The organism is Clostridioides sp. LIBA-2809 (genome assembly GCF_056688965.1).
Genome location: NZ_CP197004.1, coordinates 4,060,380 through 4,079,869, shown reverse-complemented (window position 1 = coordinate 4,079,869; position 19,490 = coordinate 4,060,380). Strand labels below are relative to the sequence as shown.

Annotated in this window: 21 protein-coding genes; all 21 read left to right on the top strand. The window is 29.5% G+C overall.

From position 1 onward, the window contains the following. The first annotated feature begins 70 nt into the window (after positions 1-70). Positions 71-2,443 (top strand): stage II sporulation protein E, encoded by a 2,373-nt coding sequence (gene spoIIE / locus ACTG44_RS19200; RefSeq protein ID WP_479921039.1) that lies wholly within the window; start codon positions 71-73, stop codon positions 2,441-2,443. Between the two features lie 350 nt (positions 2,444-2,793). Further along, positions 2,794-4,683, top strand: a complete 1,890-nt coding sequence (gene pepF, locus ACTG44_RS19195) for an oligoendopeptidase F (RefSeq protein WP_479921038.1) — start codon at positions 2,794-2,796, stop codon at positions 4,681-4,683. Positions 4,684-4,797: 114 nt separating this feature from the next. Continuing rightward, the gene (gene galU / locus ACTG44_RS19190; RefSeq protein ID WP_479917759.1) at positions 4,798-5,763 is read left to right on the top strand and encodes a UTP--glucose-1-phosphate uridylyltransferase GalU; all 966 of its coding nucleotides are present in this window, start codon (positions 4,798-4,800) and stop codon (positions 5,761-5,763) included. Between the two features lie 499 nt (positions 5,764-6,262). Continuing rightward, complete coding sequence (gene rho, locus ACTG44_RS19185; RefSeq protein ID WP_479921037.1) at positions 6,263-7,867, top strand: transcription termination factor Rho; 1,605 nt, start codon at positions 6,263-6,265, stop codon at positions 7,865-7,867. Positions 7,868-8,030: 163 nt separating this feature from the next. Continuing rightward, positions 8,031-8,231, top strand: coding sequence for a 50S ribosomal protein L31 (gene rpmE, locus ACTG44_RS19180; protein ID WP_021386394.1), 201 nt, complete (start codon positions 8,031-8,033; stop codon positions 8,229-8,231). A 144-nt stretch (positions 8,232-8,375) separates the two neighbouring features. Further along, entirely contained in the window at positions 8,376-9,269 is an 894-nt protein-coding gene (locus tag ACTG44_RS19175; RefSeq protein ID WP_021386432.1) for a DUF1385 domain-containing protein, read from the top strand. 17 nt (positions 9,270-9,286) lie between these two features. Continuing rightward, complete coding sequence (gene prmC, locus ACTG44_RS19170) at positions 9,287-10,138, top strand: peptide chain release factor N(5)-glutamine methyltransferase (RefSeq protein WP_021386400.1); 852 nt, start codon at positions 9,287-9,289, stop codon at positions 10,136-10,138. 43 nt (positions 10,139-10,181) lie between these two features. Further along, positions 10,182-11,246 carry a peptide chain release factor 1 gene (gene prfA / locus ACTG44_RS19165; RefSeq protein ID WP_021386387.1) on the top strand — a complete coding sequence of 355 codons (1,065 nt, stop codon included), beginning with the start codon at positions 10,182-10,184 and terminating at the stop codon, positions 11,244-11,246. Between the two features lie 128 nt (positions 11,247-11,374). After that, positions 11,375-12,055, top strand: a complete 681-nt coding sequence (locus ACTG44_RS19160) for a ZIP family metal transporter (RefSeq protein ID WP_021386431.1) — start codon at positions 11,375-11,377, stop codon at positions 12,053-12,055. Between the two features lie 28 nt (positions 12,056-12,083). Further along, a complete protein-coding gene (locus ACTG44_RS19155) occupies positions 12,084-13,124 on the top strand; it encodes an L-threonylcarbamoyladenylate synthase (RefSeq protein ID WP_479919574.1) in 1,041 nt (346 codons plus the stop codon). A 16-nt stretch (positions 13,125-13,140) separates the two neighbouring features. Continuing rightward, positions 13,141-13,590, top strand: coding sequence for a low molecular weight protein arginine phosphatase (locus ACTG44_RS19150; RefSeq protein ID WP_021386416.1), 450 nt, complete (start codon positions 13,141-13,143; stop codon positions 13,588-13,590). 16 nt (positions 13,591-13,606) lie between these two features. Further along, positions 13,607-14,059, top strand: a complete 453-nt coding sequence (rpiB, locus tag ACTG44_RS19145) for a ribose 5-phosphate isomerase B (protein WP_479919573.1) — start codon at positions 13,607-13,609, stop codon at positions 14,057-14,059. Between the two features lie 35 nt (positions 14,060-14,094). Then, positions 14,095-14,724: a uracil phosphoribosyltransferase gene (gene upp / locus ACTG44_RS19140; protein WP_003437840.1), complete on the top strand. Its 630-nt coding sequence runs from the start codon at positions 14,095-14,097 to the stop codon at positions 14,722-14,724. Positions 14,725-15,012: 288 nt separating this feature from the next. Further along, entirely contained in the window at positions 15,013-15,828 is an 816-nt protein-coding gene (yqeB, locus tag ACTG44_RS19135) for a selenium-dependent molybdenum cofactor biosynthesis protein YqeB (protein ID WP_021386419.1), read from the top strand. 225 nt (positions 15,829-16,053) lie between these two features. Beyond that, positions 16,054-16,491, top strand: coding sequence for a deoxycytidylate deaminase (locus ACTG44_RS19130; protein ID WP_021386393.1), 438 nt, complete (start codon positions 16,054-16,056; stop codon positions 16,489-16,491). Between the two features lie 174 nt (positions 16,492-16,665). Next, the gene (locus ACTG44_RS19125) at positions 16,666-16,893 is read left to right on the top strand and encodes an AtpZ/AtpI family protein (protein ID WP_021386436.1); all 228 of its coding nucleotides are present in this window, start codon (positions 16,666-16,668) and stop codon (positions 16,891-16,893) included. 4 nt (positions 16,894-16,897) lie between these two features. Then, positions 16,898-17,284, top strand: a complete 387-nt coding sequence (locus ACTG44_RS19120; RefSeq protein WP_021386396.1) for an ATP synthase subunit I — start codon at positions 16,898-16,900, stop codon at positions 17,282-17,284. A 2-nt stretch (positions 17,285-17,286) separates the two neighbouring features. Further along, positions 17,287-17,991 carry a F0F1 ATP synthase subunit A gene (locus tag ACTG44_RS19115; protein WP_021386413.1) on the top strand — a complete coding sequence of 235 codons (705 nt, stop codon included), beginning with the start codon at positions 17,287-17,289 and terminating at the stop codon, positions 17,989-17,991. Positions 17,992-18,059: 68 nt separating this feature from the next. Continuing rightward, entirely contained in the window at positions 18,060-18,320 is a 261-nt protein-coding gene (atpE, locus tag ACTG44_RS19110; protein WP_021386434.1) for an ATP synthase F0 subunit C, read from the top strand. A gap of 122 nt (positions 18,321-18,442) precedes the next feature. Beyond that, positions 18,443-18,940 carry a F0F1 ATP synthase subunit B gene (atpF, locus tag ACTG44_RS19105; RefSeq protein ID WP_021386412.1) on the top strand — a complete coding sequence of 166 codons (498 nt, stop codon included), beginning with the start codon at positions 18,443-18,445 and terminating at the stop codon, positions 18,938-18,940. Further along, complete coding sequence (locus tag ACTG44_RS19100; RefSeq protein WP_021386420.1) at positions 18,937-19,482, top strand: F0F1 ATP synthase subunit delta; 546 nt, start codon at positions 18,937-18,939, stop codon at positions 19,480-19,482. The genes atpF and ACTG44_RS19100 overlap by 4 nt, the downstream gene beginning before the upstream one ends. Positions 19,483-19,490: the final 8 nt, after the last annotated feature.

Below are 19,490 nucleotides of genomic sequence, written 5' to 3'. Positions count from 1 at the left end.
CCGATTATGACAAAAAAAATTACTCCTCTTTGTTACAATTCTTAATATAAACAAAAGAGGAGGTTTTTTTATGCAAAGAAGTGTAGCAGTTGTGGAGAATAAGACTGTAAAACCAAATGTCATAAAATTAATAAGCGGATATATTGATTTTACTACGGCGGCATTCGCCGTAATGGGATTTTTACTTAGTAGGTCTATTATAGTAGACTCTGTAGCCCCTTTAGGAATTGCCTTTTTTATATGTGCATCAAAGATTGACAAGTACAAGATACCTGTATTCATATCAACATTATTAGGAATATTGTTATCATCTAATGATTTTGGAAATGTAGCAAAATATGCTGTGTGCCTTACAATATTTATGGCGATGAATAAGAAATTAAAATTATCAGATTCAATTGCTAAGGTAGCATTTATAGGTGCAATGATATTACTTCCAATTTCCATGGGACAAGCTTTCTTTTCAAATAGGTATACGTACAATCTTCTTATAGCAGGTGTAGAAGCAATAATAATGTTTATATCTATATATGTGTTTTCTTATGGGATAGGTTTAATGGCCAATGTCAACAATAGGATGTCTGTACGGACAGAAGAAGCTATCTCAATAAGTTTACTGCTGACCTTTAGCATAATGGGGATAGGTGATATATCCTTGTTTGGAATATCAATAAGGACCATTTTATCAACCGTATTGATATTACTGACCTCCATAGTAGGAGGAGCTACCATGGGAGCATCTAGTGGTGTAATTATTGGGGTAGCATCCATTTTAAATAACATGACATCAGCTATTTATATGGGAATATATTCTTTTTCAGGATTAATAGGTGGTGCATTTAATAAAATAAATAAATATTTCTGTATATTAGGATATATTCTAAGTTGGACAATAATATACCTATATACTTCTGGTATTCCTTCTAATATGATGCAATTAAGAGATATACTATTAGGTTGCTTAATAGTCCTAGTGTTGCCAGAGAGGTTGTTTAATAAGATTGAAAAATTAATAAAAAGTAATGTAGCTTCAAATGAAATCGTATACGATTATATTATGAGAAGCAAGAACTTAACTAATAGTAGATTGAATAGTATTTATAAAACTTATGATGACCTTGCAGATACATTTGACAAGATAAGGGAAAAGGATAAGGTACTAGACCAAAGAGATATAGCCAATGTAATAGATATGATTCATAATGATGAATGTAAAAGTTGTAGTATGAGAAGAATGTGCTGGGAATCAAGATTTAATCATACATACACTATGATATATAACATTCTTGAAAAAATTGAGGAGAAGGGAGAGTTAAGTTTAAACGATATACCTAAAAACTTTAGAAAGGAATGTATGAAACCAGAGTCAATAGTGAAAATATCAAATCATTATTACAAAATGTTTGTATTAGATTATGATTGGAGTGTGAAGTTCTCAGAAAGTAGAAAATTAATAGCAAATCAGATAAGGAGTATTTCAAAGTCAATTAAATCGTTATCTCAAGATTTAGAGGGCGATATAATGTTGGATATAGAAAAAGAAAAAAATATATATGAGCAATTAGAGAGATATGACATAACAGTTGATAAAGTAAGTTACTTAACGAAGAGTAACAGTGAATTTGAAATATCAATAGAAAAGAAAACTTGTCATGATGGATGTATGTGTGAAGATAAAATTGTGAACATAATTTCAGACCTAGTAGGTGAAAATATGTCTGTTAGAAAAATAGGGTGCCATTGTTTAGGAGGTAAATGTAAGGCAACATTCGTTAAGTCCCAAAAATATAAGGCTGTTACAGAAGTTTCAGCAATGTCAAGGGATGGGCATATTCTTTGTGGAGACAATTACACATATATGGAGATAAATGATGGTAAATATATGATGGCTATAAGTGATGGTATGGGAAAAGGTAAAAAAGCATATGAAGAATCTTCTGCTACCATTGATATATTAGAAAAAATGATAGATGCAAAAATTAAAGACGAAATAGTTATAGATACTATAAATAATATGTTGCTATTAAAGTCTTCAGAAGAGATGTTTTCAACTCTAGATTTGGGAATTTTAGATTTGAAACGAGGCTGTTTAGAAACTATAAAGATGGGAGCGTGTTCTACCTATATAAAAAGAGGTGATGGAGAAGTCGACTTAATATCGTCATCATCATTACCTGTGGGTATATTATCAGATGTAAAAATTGATAGAAAAAATGTAAAGGTTAAGGAAGGAGACTATGTTATAATGGTTTCTGATGGAATTGTAGATGCAGGAAGAAATAACAATTTAGGAGATAATTGGTTAATATACTTCTTAAAGAATATAGAGACTACAAATCCAAAAGAAATTTCAAACTTGATATTAGATAGAGCATTAGAGTTACAAGCGTTACAAATCGAAGATGATATGACTGTTTTAGTTACTAAGATATGTACAAAATAAAATTTATAAAATTCTGTGTATAATATGTGGATAACTTGTGTATAATATGTTAATAGACTTTTGAAAAAAGTATAGTTATTAACAAAAAAAACATATAAATCAACAAAATTTGTTGATAAGTATGGCATAAATGTTAATAAAATGTAAAAAAAGAAAAAACAAAAGCTATTATCAAGAGAGATTCATGTTGAAATAACTAAATTTCTAGGTAAATAAAGCCTGTGAATATGTTGATTATTATGTGGATAACTATTAATTCGATATTTATTTATATAGTATGAATAATTGAATAATATATCTAAAAAAAGCCATCCTATTATTAAGTAAATTTATTGAAAGGATGGCTTTTTATGAATAGAAAATTGTGCAAAGCAATAATACCTTTATTTATTTCTATTTTTTGCATGTTAATAATAAGTATAAAAGCTGACCAAGGATATCAAAAGAATAATGATAGAGCAGTTACTGTCATGAATAATGATACTGAAGATGATGCTGAAAAAAAACAAGAAATAGATTATGAAAAAACATGTTGGAACTTACAATCTTTGTTTAAAAGTGATGACCAATGGAAAAAAGAACTTAAGAGTTTTGATAAAGATACTAAAGAATTAAAAAATTACATAGGTAAAGTAACAAAATCACCAACACATTTGTCTTTTGCCTTAAATATCAAGGAAAAGCTTGATATAAGATTAAATAGACTTTCTGCCTATGTAAAATTAAAACAAGATACTAATAAAAATTCATATAAATATTTAGATATGAATGATACTATGAGTAAATCTTATGGCAACTATATGGGGATTTGTTCGGATTTAGAATTAGAGATATTAAAATTATCAAACAAAGATTATAAGAAAATTATTTCAAATAAAAATATAAATAGGAAATATGGTGCATATTTAAGAGATATAAGAAGAAATAAAGTACATTATTTGGATGATAAGTCAGAAGACATCCTAAGTAAAGTGTCTTCAATAAGTAGTCTTCCAAGTCAAGTTTATGAATTATTTAGGAATATGGATAGAAAAACTAATTTGACACCAGCTCAATATGCTAGTGAATTAGAATCATCAGACAGAGAAAATAGAAAAAAAGCTTATCAAGATGAACTTATAACCTACAACGATAATGTAAATACAATTGCAGGTTTGATTACTGGTCAAGTTAAAAAGAATATTTTCTATTCTCAAGAGAGAGGTTATGAGTCTTCTTTAGAAATGTATTTGGAGTCTGATAATGTAGATGAAAAAGTATACAATAATTTAATAAGAACTGTAAATGGAAACATGGACAGTCTACACAAATATATAGATTTAAGGAAAAAAGTCTTAAAATTAGATAAGATTCATTCATATGATATGTTTGTACCTATAGTTAAAGCTGTTGATAATAATATTAATTATGAAAAAGCACAGAGTATAGTGTATTCAGCATTATCACCTTTAGGAAAAGAATATAATGATGTAGTCTATAAAGCTTTCAATGAAAAATGGATAGATGTCTATTCACATGAAAATAAAGTAAGTGGTGGGTATTGCTTATCTGTTTATGAAAATCATCCATATATACTTTTGAATTATAATAATTCGTTAGGCTCAGTTTCAACTTTATCTCATGAACTTGGTCATGCTGTATATGAATATTTAAGTTCTAAGAGTCAAAACTATTTTAATTCAAATCCATCTATATTTACTCATGAGGTTGCATCTACAACTAATGAAGCATTACTTTATGAGATGCTTATAAGAGAAGCTAAAGGTAATGATGAAAAAGCTTATTATATAACACAATATTTAGACTTAATAAAAGATACTCTTTATACACAAACGATGTATGCTGAATTTGAAAAAACTATACATGAGTTAGTGGAAAAAGGAAAAAGTGTAAATGCGTTAGTATTAAATGATGTTTGGGGACAACTTCTTAAAAAATATTATGGACAAAGCTATGAATTAGACCAATTATCTAAGGTCGGATGGGCTAGAATTCCACATTTTTACAATAGTTTCTATGTCTATAAATATGCAACAGGTTGTAGTGCAGGAGTAAGTTTTGCCCAAGACATACTAAAAAATGGTTCAGATAACTATATAAATTTTCTTAAAAAGGGAAGCTCAGATTATCCAATAAACTTGTTAAAATCAAGTGGTATAAATTTAACTAATACAAAGCCTATAGAAAATACAATCAAAAAATTTGACAGCTTAGTAGCAGAACTTGAAAAGCTATTATAAAAGATTATTATAATCCACATGGTAAATATATCGAATTAATGATAAAATATACTAAAAGTTTAAAGTCCTATCAAGATAGGGCTTTTTATTTATTAATTAGTGGGAGATGATTCTATGCAAGTTAAAGTTAAAAAAGCCGTAATACCAGCAGCAGGTTTAGGGACTAGGTTTTTGCCGGCTACTAAGGCACAACCAAAAGAAATGTTACCAATAGTTGATAAACCAACTCTACAATACATAATAGAAGAAGCTGTGGCTTCAGGGATAGAGGAAATACTAATAATAACAGGTAGAAATAAAAAGTCTATTGAAGACCACTTTGATAAATCCGTAGAATTGGAACTTGACTTAGAGAAAAAAGGCAAAAAGGAATTGTTAGAGATAGTCCAAAATATATCTAACATGATTAATATACATTATATAAGACAGAAAGAGCCAAAAGGATTGGGTGATGCAATTTATTGTGCTAGACACTTTATAGGCGATGAGCCTTTTGCAGTAATGTTAGGTGACGATATTGTAGATAATGATGTACCTTGCCTAAAGCAGCTAACAGATGCATATGAAGAGTATAGAACTACAATATTAGGTGTTCAGAAAGTGAATCTAGAAGACACTAATAAATATGGTATAATAGAAGCAAAAAATATAGAAGGTAGAGTTTATAAGGTAAAAGATATGGTAGAAAAGCCAGAGCCAGGAAAAGCTCCTTCAAATATTGCTATCTTAGGTAGATATATAATAACTCCTGAAATATTTGATATTCTTAAAGATTTGCCACCTGGTAAAGGTGGAGAGGTGCAATTAACAGATGCTTTAAAAATATTGTCTAGGAAAGAAGCTATGTATGCATACAACTTTGAAGGAAAGAGATACGACGTTGGTGATAAACTAGGATTTTTAGAAGCTACTGTTGATTTTGCTCTAAAAAAAGAAGACCTTAAGAAAGATTTTATTAAGTATTTAAAACATGTTTGTGAGGAATTTGATAAAGATAAAAATGTGTTATACAATAGCACAGATGAAGAATTGGACTCATCTGAAGTGTGCGATGCTAGAGAACTTGAAATTCAAAAATAATTAGTGAAAGGTGATGTGTTGTGGCAAAATCAAGTCAGAAAAAAATTAATAGAATAATAGCTGTTGGGATTGTGGGAATTCTTGTATTAACAAGCATAACAGCTGTTTTAAGTATGATTGCAACTATGTAATAGGATAAATAACTACAGTGAATATACATAAATATAAAAACCATATATAACTTAATGTAGTTAAAAATTTACAACATTTTAGTTATGTATGGTTTTTAGAATTTATAAATGTAAAAAAAAATTTTTATAATAGTTGCATATTTTAAGGGAAAATATTATTATAAGATATAAATATAGTGATAAATTTATAAAAACGTGCTAAGATTGGACTTGAGATACAATAATATAATGGATAACAGTGTTTTAAATTTTATTTATTGACCATAATGTATAAATAGTGATATTATTAGACTTAACTGTTTAAATAAGACTTTTCTTTTTCATGCCTTCAATTTCCAAAATAAGTATGTATATAAATGAATATATAGATGAGGAGGATTTTTTTGATTTTAGATGATAAAGTATTAGAAGGATTAGGTAGTAAAACCTTAGTTGAACTAAGAGAGATAGCTAAAGAATTAAAAATAAAATCAATTACTACATATAAGAAAAATGAGTTAATTGAGATTATAAATTCTAAAAGTAAAAATGAGGAAAAAGTAAACGAAGAGATTAAAGAAAAAAATGAAGATATTAAAGAAGACATAAAAAATAGAAAAGAAAATATAGAGCGTGAGAGTATAGAAAAAGAAGTTGAATATAAGAGCCCTACCAAATCATACAACAAGAAAGAAATAGATACTCAAAATATTTCCCAAAACCAAGAAAACAGAAGCCAAAGAAATGATTATAATAAGACAACGAATGTAAATGATTGTAATAAGGCATCAAATATATCTAATAGAATGGTCAGAAACAATAATAAAAACTATTATATGCCTAAACAAGTCGATGAATCTAAGATAGTTGATGAATTTAACACATCAAAAGAAGATGAAGTAGTAGGTGTACTTGAAATTTTGCCAGATGGATTTGGTTTTTTAAGAGGTTCAAATTATTTATCTACTGAAGGAGATGTTTATGTCTCACCATCTCAAATAAGAAGATTTAATATGAAAACAGGAGATAAAATTAAAGGGATAACTAGACATCCAAAAAGCGGAGAGAAATTTAGAGCACTTTTATACGTTCAAAAAATAAATGATGAAAATCCTGATACAGCTATACAAAGAAACGCATTTGAGACATTAACACCAATATTCCCAGAAGAACGACTTACACTGGAGACTAATAGAAATGAAATAGCTACAAGAATTATAGATTTAATTTCTCCTATAGGAAAAGGACAAAGGGGATTAATAGTAGCACCTCCAAAGGCTGGGAAAACAGTTCTTTTAAAAAGTGTTGCAAATAGCATAGCTAAAAATCATCCAAATGTTGAGCTTATAGTACTTCTTATAGATGAAAGACCAGAGGAAGTTACTGACATGAAAGAATCTATTGAAGGAGATGTTATATATTCTACTTTTGACCAAGTATCAAGTCATCATGTTAAAGTTGCAGAGATGGTGTTAAATAGAGCTCAAAGACTAGTTGAGCATGGGAAAGATGTAGTAATCTTATTAGATAGTATAACTAGACTAGCAAGGGCATATAACCTTACAATATCTCCTACAGGTAGAACTTTGTCTGGTGGTATTGACCCTGGTGCACTTCATGGACCTAAGAAGTTCTTTGGAGCAGCCAGAAATATTAGACAAGGTGGCTCTTTAACTATACTAGGAACAGCATTGGTTGAAACTGGTTCTAGGATGGATGATGTAATATTTGAGGAATTTAAAGGTACAGGAAATATGGAATTGCATCTAGATAGAAAGTTAGCTGAAAAGAGAATATTCCCTGCAATAGATATTTACAAATCTGGGACAAGAAGAGATGACTTATTGCTTGATGATGAAGAAAAGACAGCTCTTTGGAGATTAAGAAGAGAAATGAGCAATAATTCAGTAATGGAAATTACAGATAAAGTCATTGAACTTATAAAAAGAACTAAGGACAATAAAGAGTTTGTAAAATCAATAAAGAATTTGTAAAGTCAGCAATATATCAGCAATATAAATGTAAATATAGATTATATAAAGTAATGGAAAAATCACTTGAATGGCATAATAAGTTGTGCTATAATAATGTAGTTGATAATGTAAAAAGAAAGTTAATATAATTAATTTTTTTAAATAAAGAGAAGAGGTGACTATAATGCAAAAGGAAATACAACCAAAATACAATCCAGTTGAAGTGCGTTGTGCTTGTGGGAACACATTTGCTGCTGGTTCAACTAAGGACGAAATAAAAGTTGAAATATGTTCAGAGTGCCATCCATTCTATACAGGAAAACAAAAGAACATAGAAAAAGGTGGAAGAATCGACAAATTCAAGAAAAGATTCAAAATGGATTAATTTTTATAAAAATGGAGTTGGAGGAAGCCAACTCCTATTTTATTACAAAAAAACATTCATATTCTACTTTAAATTGTCTTTTTGTATTATAATAATAAATATGTAAAATTGAGTATTCTAAATACAATAAAATGAGGTGAGTGGATGTCAAAACAAGCTGTAGGTGGGCAAGCTGTTATTGAAGGTGTAATGATGCAATCAAAAGACAAAAGAGCAGTAGCTGTTAGAAAAAGTGACGGAGAAATAGCACTAAAAGAAGATAGAATAAAAAGTTGGGTAAGAGATAAGAATATAGATAAGATACCTTTTGTTAGAGGTTCTTTTGTTATGATAGATACAATGATTCAAGGGATAAAAAGTTTAAATTTTTCTTCAGAATTTTTTATGGAAGAAGCAGAAGAGGATAAATTTGATTTATTTATAAAGAAAATTTTTAAAGATAAGGCAAATGATATAATTATAATATTTTCATTGGTCATAGCAATGCTACTTTCTGCTGGATTATTTATTTTCATACCTACATTAGTAGGAGGAGCTTTTTCTAAGGTAATGCCTAATGACTTTATGCTCAATTTAATAGAAGGTATTATAAGAATAGTGATATTGTTTGCATATATAGTACTAATCTCACGAAGCAAGGATATAGAAAGAGTATTTCAATATCATGGTGCAGAACATAAATCTATATATTGTTATGAAAATGATTTAGAACTTACAGTAGAGAATGCAAGAAAATTTAAAAGATTACATCCTAGATGTGGTACGAATTTTTTATTTATAGTTATGGCTGTGTCAATAATACTGTTTGCGTTTTTTGGTTGGCCAAATCCAATCCTTAGAATATTTATGAGAATCATATGTGTGCCTATAGTAGCAGGTTTATCCTATGAAGTAATTAGAATTCTTGGAAAATATGATAATAGATTCACTAAAATTGTTGCATACCCAGGAATGATGTTGCAATATTTTACAACAAAAGAGCCTGATGATGAGCAACTAGAGGTAGCCTTAGAAGCGTTAAAGGCAGTGGTAGATTAAAGAAAAGGATATTTATTATGACGATAAAAGATATAATTATTAAATATTCAGATACATTTAAAGATATAAGTGATACTCCAAGATTAGACACAGAGTTATTATTGCAAAAAGCATTAGGTGATGTTGATAGACTGTATATTCACTTAAATCTAAATAAAGAGTTAACTGAAGAACAAGAAATAAAATTTATAGGTTTTGCTAAAGAAAGATTAAATGGAAGACCAATAGCCTATATAGTTGAAAATAGAGAGTTTATGGGATTAGATTTTTTTGTTAAAGAAGGTGTGTTAATACCAAGACCAGATACAGAAACTTTAGTAGAAGAAATAATTGAAATCTGTAAGGGAAAAAAAGATGTAAGTATACTAGACATAGGTACTGGCTCTGGTGCCATTACAGTTAGTTTGGCAAAATACATTGAAAATTCTAAGGTAATGTCTTTTGATGTATCAGAAATAGCTTTAGAAATAGCTAAAAAAAATGCTATTATAAATGAAGTTGATGAAAAGATAAAATACATTAATTCTGATTTATTTACAGCAATAAGTGATAGCAATATAAAATTTGATATCATAGTTTCAAATCCACCATATATTAAAAAGCAAGATATAGAAACTTTGCATACACAAGTAAAAGATTATGAGCCATATAATGCTCTTGAAGGTGGAGAAGATGGATTAGATTTTTATAGAAAAATAACAGAGCAAGGTAAGAAATATTTAAATAGATGTGGAATATTAGCATATGAAGTTGGTCATAATCAAGCTGAAGATGTTATTAATATTATGAAAAGCAATGGATATAAAAAAATATATACAAAGAAGGATATTCAAGGCATTGATAGAGTTGTTATAGGTTACAATATATGATATAATCAACAATTGATATGTTACATTTAATCGAGGTGAAAGTATGTTAAAAAAATTAGAGGTATTGGAAGATACATATAAAGACTTAAGTGAAAAAATAGGTGACCCTGATATAATAAATGATCAAAAAGTTTGGCAAAAGTATATAAAAGAACATGCTGACTTAGAACCTATTGTTATGAAATACAGAGAGTATAGAAATGTTTTAGATAGTATAAAAGAATCAAAAGAAATATTGCAAGAAGAGTCAGATGAAGAACTAAGAGAATTAGCTAAGATGGAATTAGCTGAGATGGAAGAAAAAGTAGAACCTTTAGAGGATGAAATAAAAATATTATTATTACCTAAAGACCCTAATGATGATAAAAATGTTATAGTTGAAATTAGAGGTGGAGCTGGAGGCGATGAAGCAGCTCTATTTGCAGGTGATTTATTTAGAATGTATTCAAGATATGCTGAGAGAAGAAGATGGAAAATAGAATTATTAAGTGCAAGTGATACTGGAGTTGGTGGATATAAAGAAGTATCTTTTATGATAAAAGGTAAGGGAGCATATTCAAGATTAAAGTATGAGTCTGGAGTTCATAGAGTCCAAAGAATACCATCAACTGAATCTGGTGGAAGAATACACACATCAACTTCTACGGTTGCAGTATTACCAGAAGTTGAAGATGTAGAAGTTGATATAAATCCAAATGATTTAAGAATAGACGTTTTCCGTTCTTCAGGTAATGGAGGACAAAGTGTCAACACTACTGACTCTGCAGTTAGGGTAACACATATACCTACAGGTGAAGTAGTATCTTGTCAGGATGGAAAATCACAATTAAAAAATAAAGAGCAAGCTTTAAAAATATTAAAAGCTAGACTTTACGATAAAGCATTGGCAGAGCAACATAAAGATATAGCAGCAGAAAGAAAGAGCCAGGTTGGAACAGGAGACAGATCAGAAAGAATAAGAACATATAATTTCCCTCAAGGTAGAATAAGTGACCATAGAATAAATTTAACTTTATATAAGTTAGATGCGTTCTTAGATGGAGATATAGATGAAATGATAGATGCTTTAATTACTGTTGACCAAACAGAGAAAATGACTGCAATATAAGTAATGTTTTAAAGAAGCTGTTTCTTTCTAGAAATTATTTTCTATTTTGAAACAGCTATTTTGCATTTTAGGTCATGTTATCATATTCTACTGTATATAATTGTTATATACAAGTATAGGAGGGTTATATGATACTAAAAGTAACAATGATTGGACTTTTGGCAGGTGTTATAGGGACAGGATTAGGAGGAGTAATATCAGCTATTTTTAAAAAGGAAGTTGATAAATATCTAAATTTCTTTATGGGATTATCTGGTGGAATAATGTTAGCTGTAGTGGTATTTGATTTGATGAAAGAATCAATGGATAAAATGGGGATAATCAATACAGTTATATTTACATTTGTTGGAGCTCTCATAACTATGTACATAAAAACAAAATTAGATGTGTCTGGAAGTATGACATCTGGGTATCTTATATTCATAAGTATATTACTACATAATTTGCCAGAAGGGTTAGCTATAGGTTCTTCTTTCATGTCAACTGAAAGCTTAGGTATTACTCTTGCTATAGTTATAGGTCTACATAATATACCAGAAGGATTGGCTATGGCATTGGGTTTAGTTTGTAATAAAATGAAACTAGGTAAAGTTATTTTATTTACTGTAATAGCTGGACTACCTATGGGTCTAGGAAGTTTTTTAGGTGTTTATTTTGGAGGAGCATTTACGTCTCTTATAGGTGTATTTCTTGCCACAGCAGGAGGTACAATGATGTATGTTGTATTGGAAGAAATTTTTCCGCATTCAAAAAGTGTGTATTGTATAATTGGTTTTTTGGTAGGTACAATAATTGTAAACTATATATAAAATTAAAATGAAAGCAGGCATACAAAAGATGAAAACTATTATAAGTAGTATTGATATAAATAATATTGATTATGAGGAAATAAAAATACAAGCAAAACTTCTTAGAGAAGGTAAGACAGTTATCTTTCCAACTGAGACGGTATATGGACTAGGTGCAAATGCGTTAGATGAAAATGCAGTAAAGAAGATTTATGAGGCTAAAGGAAGACCTAGTGATAATCCATTAATAGTCCATATCTATGAAAAAGAAGAAGTATATGATTTAGCTAAAGATATAAGTGATAAAGCTAAACTTGTTATAGAAAAGCTTTGGCCAGGGCCTATAACAATAATATTAAATAAGAAAGATATAATTCCATATAGAACTAGTGGGGGGCTTGATACAGTTGCAATAAGGATGCCTTCTAATGTTATTGCCAGGGCAATAATAAAAGAAGCTGGTGTACCTATTGCAGCGCCTTCTGCAAATATATCTGGTAGACCATCTCCAACAAAAGCAAAACATGTATATGAAGAAATGAATGGAAGAGTAGATGGGATAGTTTTAGGTGGAGATAGTAACTTTGGGTTGGAGTCAACAGTATTAGATTTAACAGAAGAAACTCCAATGATATTGAGACCAGGAAGTATAACTAAAGAAGTTTTAGAAGAAATTCTTGGAGAAGTAAAGCTCGACCCATCATTAAGTAAAAAAGAGGATAATCAAAAAGCTAAGGCTCCTGGAATGAAGTATAAACACTATTCTCCAAATGCAGATGTATATATTATATCTGGAAAAAGAGAAAATGTAGCAACAAAGATAAATGATATGATAAAATCTAATAGAGAGAAAGGCCTAAAAACAGGTGTAATGTGTATTAGTAGAAATAGAGAGTTTTATGATGGAGAAGTGATAGATTTAGGAAGCACTCTTGAAGAAGTTGCAAGTAATCTGTTTGATGCTCTTATAGAAATGGATAAAAAGGGTATTGATGTCATATATTCAGAGGAGTTCCCTAAGACTGGAGTTGGACAAGCAATTATGAATAGACTACTTAAGTCAGCAGGATATAAAGTAATAAAGGCTTAAAAGGGAGTTGTAAAATATGAATATACTTATTGTATGTACAGGTAATACTTGTAGAAGCCCTATGGCTGAGGCTATATTAAAGAAGGAAATTGAAAAATCAGGAAGAAATATTGAAGGATATTGCATATCATCAGCAGGTATATCTACAGTAGATGGTATGAATGCTTCCCAAAATTCTATAGAAGTATTAAAAGAATTAGGGATAGACTTGTCAAATCATAGAAGTAAAGTAATTACTAAGGAATTAATAGATAACTCAGATATAATACTAACAATGACCAAGTATCATAAAGAAATTTTAGTACAAGCAGTTCCAAAATGCAAAGAAAAAGTGTATACTTTTAAAGGGTTTGTAAATGAAAATGAGGCAGATATATCTGACCCATTTGGTGGAAATTTAGATACTTATAGAGATACTATGGAAGAAATAATGTATTCTGTCAACGAAATAGTAAAAAAAATATGAATTGGAGGATAAACAAATGAAGATAGGATTAGGTTGTGACCATGGAGGATATAATTTAAAAAAAGAAATAATAAGCTATTTAGAAGGTAGAGGTATAGAATGTGTAGATTATGGAACTAATAATGCGACAGATTCTGTTGATTATCCTGTTTATGGAGAAGTAGTTGCAAATGCAGTTATAGATAAAGAAGTAGATTATGGAATATTATGTTGTGGTACAGGTATAGGAATATCTCTAGCTGCAAATAAGGTTTCTGGAATAAGATGTGCAGTTGTATCAGATGTATTTTCTGCAAAAATGTCAAAAGCACATAATGATGCAAATATGTTGTCATTAGGTGAAAGAGTTTTAGGAAAAGGTCTAGCACTTGAAATAGTTGAGGCATGGATTAATACAGATTTTGAAGGTGATAGACATGCTAGAAGAGTAAATATGATTAAATCAATAGAAGAAAAACACAATAAATAATAAAAATTACAGTTTTATCAGGAGGAATTATCAAAATGAGTAAAGTGGTAGAGACAAACCATCCATTAATACAACATAAATTAACTTTAATGAGAGATAAAAATACTGGTTCTAAGGATTTTAGAGAACTTTTAACTGAAATTGCAATGCTTATGGGATATGAAATAACAAAAGATATACCATTAAAAGATGTCGAAATAGAAACTCCTATTCAAAAAACATCATCTAAAGTAGTTGCAGGTAAAAAGTTAGCAATAATTCCAATTTTAAGAGCAGGTCTTGGAATGGTAGATGGATTAGTAAGTTTAATGCCAGCAGCAAAAGTTGGGCATGTAGGGTTATATAGAGACCCAGAAACATTAAAACCAGTTGAATATTATTGTAAACTTCCTCAAGACATAGGAGAAAGAGATATAATAGTAGTTGACCCTATGCTTGCAACAGGAGGGTCTGCTGTAGCAGCTATAGATTTACTTAAATCTAAAGGAGCTAAAAGTATAAAACTAGCTAATTTAGTAGCTGCTCCAGAAGGTATAGCAGAAGTACAAAAATATCACGATGATGTTGATATATATGTTGCATCAGTTGATGAAAGATTAAATGAACATGGATATATAATTCCTGGTCTTGGTGATGCTGGCGATAGATTATTTGGAACTAAATAAAAATAAATAACTATAAATATTTCTTAGGGACTTTCTTATGTAGTATATAATTTTATGTAAGAAGGTTCCTTTTTATGTATTTTTCTCAAAATAGTAATTCTTGAATTGATAAATTTCTCAAATTGAGAATAAAAAGTTTTTACCAATTAAAAAAGAATGGCTATTTTACAGGAATCTACAAAATAGTGGCGTTTTTTAATGTGGCATGTTAGTTGCTTACAATTAAATTGATATGTATTAATTTAATTAAAAATAAAGTATGAATGATACTATTAGGAGTGATAATACATGAAAAATTGTATAGTGGTAAGAGGAGCAGGAGATTTAGCAACAGCAGTTATTCATAAATTACACAATAGTGGTTTTAAAGTGATTGCTCTAGAAATAGAAGAACCGTTAGCTATAAGAAGACAAATTTCTTTTTGTGAAGCTGTTTATGAAAAAAAGGTAGTTGTTGAAGGTGTGGAGTGCATACTTTGTAATACTGAAAAAGAAATAGAAGAAACTTTGTCTCAAGATAAAGTAGCACTGATTATAGACCCAAAAGGAGAAATGTTATCTAAGATAAATCCGATTGTTTTGGTTGATGGAATATTAGCTAAGAAAAACTTAGGTACAACTAGAGAAATGGCACCACTTACAATAGCGTTAGGTCCTGGGTTTTGTGCAGGAGAAGACGTAGATATTGTGATAGAAACAATGAGAGGTCATAACCTAGGAAGAATAATAACTGATGGTAGAGCAGAAAAAAATACAGGAATACCAGGTGCAATAAAAGGTTTTGCCAAAGAGAGGGTAATGCATTCACAGTATACTGGAATAATGGAAAATGTATGTAAGATAGGCGACATAGTTGAAAAGGGAGACTTACTTTGTTATATTAGTGATTATGAAAAAAAACATGAAGTTAGAGCAACAATATCTGGAGTGCTTAGAGGATTATTAAAAGACGGAGCAAAGGTAACTAAAAATTTAAAAATACTGGACATAGACCCTAGAAAAGAAGAAGTTAAGAATGCTTTCACAATATCAGATAAAGCTAGATGCATAGCTGGAGGGGTTTTAGAAGCCATATTAAACAAAGGAATCTATCCAAAAAATTAATTTATATTAGATAAGGCTATTAATATTTTATTAAGATGATATAATAAATTTAATAGATTAAAGAGAGCATATAACGGGTATTTAAAATTTAAATGGTAAAAATGCTCTTTTTTTATTGGACATTCAATTAACATGTGTATATAATATAAAAATAAGTATTTATTTAGCTTGAAATCTAATAAATATATAAGACCAGTACATAAGCAAAGAGGAGAAAAGTAAATTATGAGACCATCATGGGATGAATACTTCATGGAAATTGCAGAAGTAGTGAAAAAGCGTTCAACTTGTATTAGAAGACAAGTAGGTGCTGTCATTGTAAGGGACAAACAAATATTAACAACTGGATATAATGGCTCTCCAAGAAATCTTGAACACTGTGAAAATATTGGATGTAAAAGGGAGGAGCTAAATATTCCTTCAGGGGAAAGACATGAATTATGTAGAGCATTACATGCTGAACAAAATGCCATAATACAAGCTGCCCATAATGGTATTAGTGTAGATGGGGCAACTTTGTATGTTACTACAAGGCCTTGTGTTTTGTGTGCAAAAATGTGCATAAATGCAGGTATATTAAAAATTGTTTATGAAGGTGATTATCCAGATGACATGTCTACAGAATTGCTAAAAGAAGCAGGAATAGAGCTTATAAAATTTTAGTAAAGGATAATGACATGACAATAAATGCTAAATTATGACAATGGAATAGGATGATTAAAAGAAAGTGTTTGAAAAATCATCTGATTAGTAGTAAGATATATTTTATAATTAAATAAATTTATGATATAGATTAATTAAATGTTATTTATTTTGTAATAATGAGGGATACTATTTATGAGTAAAAGAAATACACATATGGAAATTGCAAAGTTGTTTAGTTTAATAAGTCAAATAGGATTGATGATTGTAATATCAATATTAGGATGTACTTTCTTAGGAAAATTTTTAGATAGTAAATTAAATACTAGTCCAGTTCTGACGATAATATTTTTATTGTTAGGTGTTGGAGGAGCTTTCAGTGGTGTTTATAAAACTCTAATAGTATATACACGAAGGAAGTGATATATTGGATATAAAATTACTTAACCAAGTAAGGTCAGTAACAAAGGGTATAGTAATATTTGATGTAATTTTAATTGTGCTAATGTTGATAACATCAACATTAAGTAAGCCAGTATTATTAGGACTTATATTTGGCTCTATAATAGCTATGTTAAATTTTAGATTATTGGCAATATCACTGGAAAAATCGGTGACATTTTCTGCTGGAAAGGCACAAGCTTATGCATCAGCACAATATACCATTAGGTTATTTATAATGGCGGTTGTTCTAATTGCTTCAGCTAAAGTACCACATTTAAACATAATCGGAACAGCATTAGGATTATTGAGTACAAAGTTTGTCATATTATCAAAAAACTTTATAAATAAATTAAAGAGGAAGGAGGCATAAGTATGAGTCAAGCGCATTATTATCTCATAGGAAACTTTAAAATTAGTGAAACAATACTAGTGAGTTGGGGAATAATGGCCTTTTTAGCGATAGCATCTTATTTCTTGACTAGAAACTTAAAAAAAGTTCCAACTAGTAAAATCCAAATATTTTTGGAATTTGCAATAGGTGGTCTTGCTAAAATGGTTACAAATGTTATGGGTAAAAACACAATAAAAAGAATGCCATATATGATACCATACATAGGAAGTTTGTTTTTATTTTTCGCATGCTCAAATTTAAGCCCATTACTTGGATTAAGATCACCAACAACCGACCTGGATACAACTGCTGCATGGGCAATGATTACATTTTTTATGATTTATTTTGCAGGAGTTAAATTTAAGGGATTATCGTACTTTAAAGAATTGGCTCAACCACTTGCCATAATGTTACCAATCAATATTATAGGTGAGTTAGCTAGACCAATATCGTTAAGTTTCCGTCCATTTGGGAATATTTTAGGTGGAACAATTATAATGGGGCTGTTTTATCAACTTTTAGGTTTTGTATCCAGTTTAATACCAGGATTATCAATACCAATTGGACAGATATTAATACCAGTACCATTGCACTTGTATTTTGACTTATTTGCAGGATTGTTACAAGCATATATATTCATAATGTTAACAATGGTGTTTATATCAAGTGCAGGAGAATTAGATTAAGAAATCAACTTATATTAAGATAAAAATAAAATAATTTAAAAATTTAAAGTTTTAAGGAGGAAATAATTATGGAAACAGCAATAGTAGCGGCAGCATCAGCAATAGGTGCAGGAATAGCAGTTGCAACAGGTATAGGTGCAGGTATAGGGCAAGGTGTAGCAGCAGGTAAAGCTGCAGAAGCAGTAGGAAACCAACCAGAAGCTAAAGGTGATATAACTTCAACTTTATTACTAGGTGTTGCTATAGCAGAGTCTTCAGCAATATATGGTTTGGTTGTATCAATAATACTTCTATTCGTAAATCCATTCTTTAAATACTTAGGAATGTAGATTTGGTCCTTAAATATTTTGAGATAGGTTTATAGGTAAATCATCTCAAACTTATAATCATGAGAAGAGTTTTATCTTCTCGTGATTATAAGTAGTTATGATTTATGGAAAGGAGGATAATTATGGAGAAAGCACTAGTAGGTATAACATGGGAATTTGTGTTCCAAATTGTTAATACTTTTATAATATTTTTACTTCTGAGAAAGCTTTTATTTAAGCCAGTATTAAATATAATTGAATCAAGAGAAAATGATATTAAAAACGATTTGGCAGAAGGCGAAAAAGCAAAAAATGAAGGTTTAGCTCTGAAAAAAGAATATGAGTCAAAAATCAATTTTGCCAAAGATGAAGGTCAAGAAATCATAAAACAAGCAACTATAAGAGCAGAACAGAAATCAGATGATATAGTAAATACTGCAAAGAAAGATGCTCTTGATATAAAAGAAAAAGCAAGTAAAGATGTAGAACAAGAAAAACAAAAGGTTATAAATGAAATTAAGAATGATATATCTAATATAGCACTACTTGCAGCATCTAAGGTCATTGAAAAAGATTTAGATAAATCTAAGCATGAGGAATTGATAGAAAACTTTATAAAAGAGGTAGGGGAAGCTAAATGATAAATGTAATAGCCAACAGATATGCCGAAGCCCTATTTCAATTAGGAGAAGAAGAAAATTCAACTGATGCATTGTTCAAAGAATTAGAAAAAGTAGTAGATATGATGACTAAAGTTAGTAAAGATTTCTACAAAGTTTTAAAATCACCATTAGTTTCAAAATCAGAAAAGAAAAACTTGGTAGAAATTATTTTTAGTAAGGAAGTAAGTTTGAACATAAAAAACTTCCTAAAAGTCTTGGTAGATAAAGATAGAATATCATATTTAGAAGATATAGAATTAGCTTATAAAGAATTATTAAATAAGAAAAATAATGTAATTGCTGGTGTAGCAATAAGTGCTATTCCAATGAGTGAAACAGATATTAAAGAACTTGAAATTAAACTTTCAAGTAAATACAACAAAAATGTTACTATAGAAAATGTAGTTGACAAGACTATACTAGGGGGAGTTCTAGTTAGACTTGGAAATGAACAGATAGATGGCACTGTAAAAACTCGTCTAGATAAGATGAAAGAAAAGCTATCTGAAGTAATATCTTAAGAATGGCG

Coding starts and splice junctions, on each gene's coding strand:
- galU (WP_479917759.1), top strand. CDS start 4,798: ATGCAAGTTAAAGTTAAAAAAGCCGTAATACCAGCAGCAGGTTTAGGG.
- upp (WP_003437840.1), top strand. CDS start 14,095: ATGAGTAAAGTGGTAGAGACAAACCATCCATTAATACAACATAAATTA.
- ACTG44_RS19175 (WP_021386432.1), top strand. CDS start 8,376: ATGTCAAAACAAGCTGTAGGTGGGCAAGCTGTTATTGAAGGTGTAATG.
- rho (WP_479921037.1), top strand. CDS start 6,263: ATGAGGAGGATTTTTTTGATTTTAGATGATAAAGTATTAGAAGGATTA.
- rpiB (WP_479919573.1), top strand. CDS start 13,607: ATGAAGATAGGATTAGGTTGTGACCATGGAGGATATAATTTAAAAAAA.
- rpmE (WP_021386394.1), top strand. CDS start 8,031: ATGCAAAAGGAAATACAACCAAAATACAATCCAGTTGAAGTGCGTTGT.
- prmC (WP_021386400.1), top strand. CDS start 9,287: ATGACGATAAAAGATATAATTATTAAATATTCAGATACATTTAAAGAT.
- ACTG44_RS19130 (WP_021386393.1), top strand. CDS start 16,054: ATGAGACCATCATGGGATGAATACTTCATGGAAATTGCAGAAGTAGTG.
- prfA (WP_021386387.1), top strand. CDS start 10,182: ATGTTAAAAAAATTAGAGGTATTGGAAGATACATATAAAGACTTAAGT.
- ACTG44_RS19125 (WP_021386436.1), top strand. CDS start 16,666: ATGAGTAAAAGAAATACACATATGGAAATTGCAAAGTTGTTTAGTTTA.
- atpF (WP_021386412.1), top strand. CDS start 18,443: ATGGAGAAAGCACTAGTAGGTATAACATGGGAATTTGTGTTCCAAATT.
- ACTG44_RS19150 (WP_021386416.1), top strand. CDS start 13,141: ATGAATATACTTATTGTATGTACAGGTAATACTTGTAGAAGCCCTATG.
- ACTG44_RS19100 (WP_021386420.1), top strand. CDS start 18,937: ATGATAAATGTAATAGCCAACAGATATGCCGAAGCCCTATTTCAATTA.
- ACTG44_RS19155 (WP_479919574.1), top strand. CDS start 12,084: ATGAAAACTATTATAAGTAGTATTGATATAAATAATATTGATTATGAG.
- pepF (WP_479921038.1), top strand. CDS start 2,794: ATGAATAGAAAATTGTGCAAAGCAATAATACCTTTATTTATTTCTATT.
- ACTG44_RS19115 (WP_021386413.1), top strand. CDS start 17,287: ATGAGTCAAGCGCATTATTATCTCATAGGAAACTTTAAAATTAGTGAA.
- yqeB (WP_021386419.1), top strand. CDS start 15,013: ATGAAAAATTGTATAGTGGTAAGAGGAGCAGGAGATTTAGCAACAGCA.
- spoIIE (WP_479921039.1), top strand. CDS start 71: ATGCAAAGAAGTGTAGCAGTTGTGGAGAATAAGACTGTAAAACCAAAT.
- ACTG44_RS19160 (WP_021386431.1), top strand. CDS start 11,375: ATGATACTAAAAGTAACAATGATTGGACTTTTGGCAGGTGTTATAGGG.
- atpE (WP_021386434.1), top strand. CDS start 18,060: ATGGAAACAGCAATAGTAGCGGCAGCATCAGCAATAGGTGCAGGAATA.